The sequence below is a fragment of the Paenibacillus oryzisoli genome, from assembly GCF_001653565.1.
Lineage (GTDB): Bacteria > Bacillota > Bacilli > Paenibacillales > NBRC-103111 > Paenibacillus_E > Paenibacillus_E oryzisoli.
In genome coordinates this window covers 1-7,697 of the sequence record NZ_LYPB01000028.1, presented here as the reverse complement: position 1 = coordinate 7,697, position 7,697 = coordinate 1, and the positions used below count along the sequence as shown (strand labels likewise).

Here is a 7,697-nt window from a genome sequence, read left to right as displayed (position 1 = left end):
TGCGTGTTCATTTCGACATGTGGGAACGGAATACCTTTAAATAGAAGAAGTCTTCCTATTGGAAGACCTAAGTAGTAACGATTTCCTCCATCTATTTGGGGCTTAAAAAGCATGAAATACAGTTTAAATGTATTTTCTACAGTTAATTTGACGCTTTCTCCCTCTTTTGCCTCCAGAGGCCAGAAATAACTGTAGATTTTCCATCTAATGCGTCATTTCATTGAAAATACCCGAAATTAGATGGAGGAAATCCAGTTAGTTGGTAGGCGTGGCAAGGTAAGATAAGATAAGATAAGATAAGGTGTGATGTGGAGTGTGGGGACCCCCATCACAAGTCACTCCCAGCGTCGAACAAATCAATCCATTATCGCAAGCCCACTCTCTGAGCCGAACAAATCCATCCCCATCACAAGTCACTCTCTGAACCGAACAAATTCACCACCCACTACAAGTCACTCTCTGAACCGCACAATCCACCACCCATCGCAAGCCACTCTCTGAGCCGAACAAATCCACCACACGCCAATTGTATCTCCTTTTCTCTTTTCTTCTCCTATCCCATCCCACCTCATCTATCCGCCCTTCCTCCTTCTTTTTGCCCTCGAATTTACCTTGTAAATCCACCCTATACGCACTTATCCCCAAAATTACCCACAGTATCAACATGTCCACAAATGGGGCTGTGCATAAGATATTTCGAATCTTATACACATATCCACAGACGAACTTATCCACAAGTGGAGAACGAGTATCCTTTAAGCAACAATGCCGACTAGTACCGCTGAAGGAGCTGCATGGTAGCAAGGCGAAAGTTAGCCTTCGTGATGCCGTAGAAGGTGCTTTTCCGCGTGTGATTTGGTATGCTGTATGATGTTGTAACATTACTGTAATATTGTTGTAACAGTGACAGTCGTTTAGACAGGAGCTAAAATGGTAACTCCTATACGTCATCCCTTCTGACCTATATGCAAGCGAGGACGTGGACAACTCCGCCTTTGGTCTAGGTTTGTTCACGACTTTTGGCTAATGAAAGACAGTACCTTGGTTCGTTCAGTCGAAGGCTTTACTCCTTTATGATAGAGATAACGTAGAGGAGAGCGAGGATTTGGCATGAGAACAAAAGCTTGGATGTCCTATTTGCTAGCATGCAGCGGACTACTTATGATCCCGTTAGTGGGGCTCATTTATATACATTTAAATCAAGATAACGGAACAGCGTACAGCTTAATGACGGATCTCGATCGACAGATACCTTTTATCGAGGGCTTCGTAGTTCCTTATTTATTGTGGTATGTCTTTCTTGCCGCAGGTTTTCTTTATTTGGCATATCGGGATCGCTCGACTTATTTTCAGACACTCGTGGAATTCATCATAGGTTTGCTTTTGTGTTATAGCGTCTATGCTATATATCAGACGACCGTACCGCGGCCGGACATTATAGGCAGTGATTGGCTGCTGCGGACGGTCCAGTGGGTGTATCGCTCGGATCAACCGTTTAACTGTTTTCCAAGTACACATGTGCTAACGGCTTATCTGATGATGAGAGCCTATCTTCGATCGGTACGGATAACGTTGCCATACAAAATGATAACGGCGGGCATGTCCATTTTAATTATTGTATCGACATTGTTCGTGAAGCAGCATGTGCTAATGGATATTGCGGGTGCAGTGCTTGTGGCTGAAGGAGTCGTCTATGCAGTGGAGAGAAGTAGAAGAGCGTGGCTAACAGGATCAACCGCTGCTAGTGCGCGGCAGGATAAGCTCGAAAGGGGACTGAAGCAATGAGAAGCAAAGGAAAGCTTTTGATACTAACGGGCAGTCTTGGCGATGGGCACAATAAAGCAGCACAAGCGATTCTTGAAGCGGTACGTATGTATAGACCGGATATGGAAGTGAAGGTCGTCGATTATTTGGCGTGGACGCATCCTTATCTGCATGGGTTCGGGAAATACTGTTATATGCAATGGGTGAAAAGCTTGCCGTCCGTGTACGGTTTTCTTTATCACAAGACGAGACATGATACAGCCCTATCCCATTTGTTCAAAAGAATGAAATCGTTCAGCACCGATCGGATGCTGGATTTGTTAGAAGAGGAAGCGCCCACGGAAGTCGTGTGTACGTTCCCAGGTGCTGCGGCAGCGATGTCTTATCTCAAATGTAACGGACTTACGATCGTGCCGACCGTGACGGTCATCACGGACTATACGGATCACAGTTACTGGATTCATCCGGGGACGGATAAGTATCTGGTTGGGGCGGAGCATGTGAAGCAGGCACTCCTGCGGTATGCGATTCCTGAACAGCGTATCGTGGTAACGGGGATACCGCTTCGCATGCCTTTCACACAAACCTACAATCGTGAGGAGCTGCGTGATAAATACGGCTTGCACCGTGACATGCCAACTGTTCTTGTCATGGGCGGGGGCCATGGGCTGATCGGAAAATCGTTCAAATCTGTGCTCCAGTCGGATGAATTGAGGGAGCCTGTGCAATTTGTTTTCGTCTGTGGTCGCAATGAGAAGCTGAAACAGCATTTGGAGGAGGAGCTGGGCGGTTCCAATACGCACCATCATGTGATGGTGACAGGGTTCGTCGATCATGTGCATGAGCTGATGGCGCTTTCTGATCTGATCGTGACGAAGCCAGGGGGGCTTACCGTTTCCGAGGCGCTTGCGCTAGATCTGCCGATGATGCTGTATAAGCCAATTCCAGGTCAAGAGCAGGCGAATGCTGCCTATCTCGTTGGGATCGGGGCCGCTGTGGAAGTGAAGAACGCAGCCGAGATGAAGAGCCAACTGCTAGAGGTCATCGCGAATCAATCCCTTTTGCTCAAGCTGAAGAAGAATGCACAGATGAGCCATCGCCAACCCGATGTGTTTCGCACGGTAGATGCGATTCTGGCAACGGAGCATCACTATCTCCCGATTCAGGATGGCTTGCAATTCTCATATGCAAATGTGTAGCGTAGATGCCTTCTTGCAGAACTCGTTCCAAATACAGAATAACCCTGTTTCCTCCCTCGCATTGAGGTAGGGAAACAGGGTTATTTATTTGCTCCCGCTGGAGGAGAGCTACTTGTCCTCTTGCATCGTCACGATAATATCTTGGGCATAGTTACCGAATTGTTTGCCAAATAGCGTAACACCGCCACAATTCGCTGACGTTGCTAGGGAGGCAATACGGAAGTGAATATCTTGCGAGAATAAGATATTCAGATCGTGAATGGTGGTTGCCGAGATTTGCGTACCATCTAGAAAGGAACCGTGCGGATTCACCGTAATAATCTTCAGCAGACCATGTTGTGTGTTGCCATTTCCCCACCAGTCTGGGGAGAGGACGCCACGGTGTTTACCAAAATCACCTGGGCAGGTCCACTGTCCAAGCGGCTTATCGTTGATTGAAAAAGAAATATCCGAAGGCCAATTCTCGTTAAAGCCAGGAGCTTCCGAGCAGATCTCAAATGAAATCTCCAGCGAGCGAAGCTTCTGATTGCTATGGAAAAAATTCGGGATACGATACTCCACATACCCGCTGCCGAACCAGAGAATGCCTGCTTGTACATGCTGCGGATCTGCAAAGTATCGCGGATCATCCAGCACGCCAATCAGCTGCGTTGGAGAAGCCAGGCCACACGTCGGATTCACGTCGAAGGCTGAGTATTGGCCGATGGGAATGGCAATCGTCGTTGTCGGATGCTCATAAGGCTTCTTCGACTTAAATTGTAGCGTAGCCTGTTCAAGCTGTAGGTAGCAGATCTTCTGTGTGCCGCGCACACCGACTACGTTCTCGGAACGCACGATGCCAGCTAGCTCCAGCTTCTGAATATGCTTCGTCACGATGGCTGACGAAATCTCTAGTCGCTGGGAGAGCTGTTTAATATTTAATGGTGCTTCGCCAAGAAGTTCAATCATCTTCACACGAGTTTCCGATGAGAAGCATTCTAGGAAAGGCATATTTTTGGATGAAACTTCAATTTGCATAGGGAAAACCTCAACTTTTGTAAGCATATTTCTTACTATTGTATAACCTGCAGGTTATTTAAACAACTTAAATGTTCGATAACGGTCTAGCAATTGACTAGGTATGACATATGATAGAGAACAAACGCACTTCCTGTAGGAAATAGTGTATCATGAGAGATATGAGCTATTATCCAATTTTAGGTAAAGAGGTGTGGGAATGAGCAACGGCTTTCAACTTCATGCGATTTTCTCTGAAGGAATGATTTTGCAGCGCCATCAAGAAAACCCTGTCTGGGGAACAGGCCCCGATGGGATACAAATAACCTTGGAATGCCAAGGACATCAGGTGCAGACTATCAGCACAGGCGGCAAATGGCAGGCGATACTGCCTGCATTCGAAGCGGGAGGCCCGTATATCCTAACAGTCAGCTCCGAGGGAGAACAACTTGCCTCTGTAGGGGATGTCTTCTTTGGCGATGTTTGGCTAGCAGGCGGACAATCCAATATGGAGTGGAAAGTGCGAGATACGAGTCACGCCCAGGCGGACATCGCGGAAGCCAATTTCCCTCTTATTCGTTACTTTGAAGTTCCCAAAGTGGAATGGGAAGATCCCGAAGTCGATACGCCGATGATCGCTTCCTGGCATAAGGCACTGCCTGAGCATGTGCCGGATTTCTCGGCGGTTGCGTATCATTTTGCCCAGCATATTCATGCCTCAGAGGGCGTACCTGTTGGTATTATTGGTTGCAACTGGGGAGGCACCTCGGCGGCATGTTGGGTAAGTGAGTCGACGATTCGTCAGCACCCTGAGCTGGAGGTGTATCTAGATACATTTGCAGAAGAGATCAAAGATTTCGATTGGGTCGCCTTTGAAAGTGTTCAACGTGCGTATGATCAAGCGACGGGGGACTATGAGAAGCGCAAAGCAGCGGGAGCTTCGCCAGAGGAACTAGGGGGCTATCCATGGCCTCCACCAATGAATCCTCATAATCCGATGAGGCCTTGTGGTCTCTACGAGACGATGCTCCTCAAAATCGTACCTTACGGTCTTAAGGGGTTCCTATTCTATCAAGGTGAGAGTGATGCAGGCCGTGCGGAAATGTACGATAAGCTGCTGACAGGACTCATCCAGAATTGGCGTTCACTCTGGCACAATGATAAGATTCCCTTCCACTTCGTCCAATTGACATCCTTCTGTTCGGATGGTAAACCCGACGGTGAAACATGGCCGTTGCTGCGGGAGTCCCAAGCGATCGTGAATAAGCGGGTCCCTCATACGGGCATGGCCATCACCATTGATTGTGGGGAGCGTGATGATATTCATCCACGAGATAAACGGACCGTAGGGAAGCGCCTTGCTTTAACAGCCTTGGAGCATGTCTATGGGAAAGAGCTTACGAGCTCTGGCCCTGTGTACCGTGTGCTGCACATTGAAGGTGGGCGAATTGTGCTTCATTTTGAACACACGGATGGGGGATTAGGACTTTCTAGGGGGAGCGAGCAACTCATCGGCTTCCAGATTGCCGCGGAGGAAGGTCAATTCCTAACCGCGGAAGCGAACATTGTTGGTGATACGGTCGAAGTGTGGCATTCAGAGATCACGAAGCCAGTTCAGGTGCGATATGCCTGGGCGAATTACACAGAGGCCAATTTAGTAAATGGACTTGGCTTGCCAGCGGGGCCATTTCGTACGCATTCTACACGCGAATAGAAGAACAAAGGCGTCCACTCTACGGAGTGAACGCCTTTTGTGCAACTGTAGGGAAGTTATTCACGTGCTGGATGACTTCTTGTAGAAGAAGCGAGATAACAATAGGCCGATGAAACCAAGTCCAATGAACATAATTGCTTTGATTGTCAGGGAGACATTGGGCAAATCCATGAAGATGACCTTCATTAAAGTTAGGAATAATAACGCTAATCCCGTGAGCCTTATGGGTTTAACTTCTTTCTTCAGTCCATAGGCAATCACACTAATCGCGTATAGGACCCAAACCGTCGAGACACACAGATGTTGGCTATTCACACTGAAATCGTGTGTCAACGTTTGTGTTACTTCCGTTATAAAACACAAGATTAGGAATCCAAGTCCGTACTTAAGAAAGATTAAAGTTTTCTTCGTATTGGTGCCTACCCCGAAATGAGATATTATGGCAATCATACCCGCCAGGGTTGCTAATAGAAGCAGCCATATTAACATTACGATCGACATGATGCTGCTCATACCCTCAGAGATTGTACTCAATGCCGCTGCAAAAGCGAGTGCATAGATGATGATTCCGTTGATTTTCTGTAATCCGGATTTCACGATAAAACCTAGTAACAGCGCAAGAATACCCTCAACCAATAAAAAGCCAGGTAACGCATCATCGCTGAAGTAGTTAGCCGAGTAGAAAAGTAAGGCATAGGAAGCTATCGTCATCGTATAAGGTAACTTTTCTTGTGCTTTTCTACTGAACCAGTAGGAAATCAAGGCATAGCCTATACACGTGGCAACCATGGCAACGTTGAATTGTGTATCCGTGTAAGCCACTTTAAACCAGATGGCGGTGAATGCAAAACTGGGAATGAGCAATCGAAGTTGATGATTCATTGTGGGGCTTTTCAGACAGATCGTCGCTAGCAAAGCTACTTGTTGGGTTAACATCCCTATAGCCGCTATCTTCGTATCCCCCTGTACACCTAGGCCAAATAAGAACAATGCGAGAGGCAATAGACCGAATGACGTGTAAAATAAACCGACAAATTGATTGCGTATCGCGTACAACATAAAACTTACAAATAACAACGTCTCGTAACTAACGAAAAATAGAGGAGAAGGGTTGTTACTATTTAATAAGAAAGGCGTCAAAACACCTGCTGCACTTGCGATTATGGCTAAGGATTGCGATTTTAATTTGTGTGAAAACCATAAGCCTAAGCCTACCCATAATACATTCAGGGTGAACGCAAGAGGTGCCCCGATGAGTTCATACAATTGATGGCAGGCAAAGGTGGTTAGCATGAACAATCCGATGGAGCCGCCTAGTAATGCCTGTGCCAGCAGTGGACGGTTAGCCTTGTGTTGCTTGAAACCGAGGAAGACAAAGCATCCACCGACTACATAACCAATCGCACAGCGCATCTCTTCTGTGAGGAGTCCGTTGTCAACGGCCGCTTTGAATCCCCACACGATACCGATCAGAAGTACGAACATAAAAATCCTCGGCAGCCATACCCTGGCGATGAGGTGCTCCCAGTCGGTTTCTTTTGCAATGACTTCCTGTTTAGGTGGTGCTAGGGGCGGAACGTGAACAGGAGCGGGAGTGCGATTGGGATTGGAATTAGAATTAGGATTGGAATTAGAATTAGGATTAGAATTAGAATTGGAATTAGAATTAGAATTGGAATTAGAATTAGAATTAGGACTAGACTGAGGATGACTTATTTTGTTGTCAGTTGGTTGGCTTTGCTTTAATAGTGTGAGTTCTTTCTCGAGCTCGATGACTCTCTTTTCTAAGTTATCAAAGCGATGATGAATGTCCAAAGAAGCAACCTCCCTTAGGCTCAATGGTAAATCTCGGGCAAATGTTTATACACTTAGGATAACAGTATATGATGGAGGAAATAAGTACTATTCTGTTGTAGTACCGCTAAAAATAGCATTACGAAATAGTTACTACTTAGGTAGCTAGGATGATGTAAATTGGAAATTGCCATGCAGAATTTGTGCTAAGGAGGAAAGTAGGGGGTACT

At 46.6% G+C, this 7,697-nt stretch carries 5 protein-coding genes; 3 read left to right on the top strand and 2 right to left on the bottom strand.

Annotated features, from left to right (window positions below; translation table 11 throughout):
* Positions 1 to 1,110: 1,110 nt before the first annotated feature.
* Together A8708_RS00220 and A8708_RS00215 are read left to right on the top strand one after the other, a co-directional pair.
* Entirely contained in the window at positions 1,111 to 1,785 is a 675-nt protein-coding gene (locus A8708_RS00220) for a phosphatase PAP2 family protein (RefSeq protein WP_068661536.1), read from the top strand.
* Positions 1,782 to 2,963 (top strand): MGDG synthase family glycosyltransferase, encoded by a 1,182-nt coding sequence (locus A8708_RS00215; RefSeq protein ID WP_068661535.1) that lies wholly within the window; start codon positions 1,782 to 1,784, stop codon positions 2,961 to 2,963. The genes A8708_RS00220 and A8708_RS00215 overlap by 4 nt, the downstream gene beginning before the upstream one ends.
* A gap of 108 nt (positions 2,964 to 3,071) precedes the next feature.
* On the opposite strand, the gene A8708_RS00210 is transcribed toward A8708_RS00215, so the two are convergent.
* Positions 3,072 to 3,980, bottom strand: coding sequence for an ArsR/SmtB family transcription factor (locus tag A8708_RS00210; protein WP_068661534.1), 909 nt, complete (start codon positions 3,978 to 3,980; stop codon positions 3,072 to 3,074).
* A gap of 199 nt (positions 3,981 to 4,179) precedes the next feature.
* On the opposite strand from A8708_RS00210, the gene A8708_RS00205 reads away from it, so the two are divergent.
* A complete protein-coding gene (locus A8708_RS00205; protein ID WP_068661533.1) occupies positions 4,180 to 5,673 on the top strand; it encodes a sialate O-acetylesterase in 1,494 nt (497 codons plus the stop codon).
* Between the two features lie 60 nt (positions 5,674 to 5,733).
* Here the strand turns inward: A8708_RS00205 and A8708_RS00200 are convergent, their stop codons facing one another.
* Entirely contained in the window at positions 5,734 to 7,164 is a 1,431-nt protein-coding gene (locus A8708_RS00200; RefSeq protein WP_275667860.1) for a DUF2339 domain-containing protein, read from the bottom strand.
* Positions 7,165 to 7,697 lie beyond the last annotated feature (533 nt).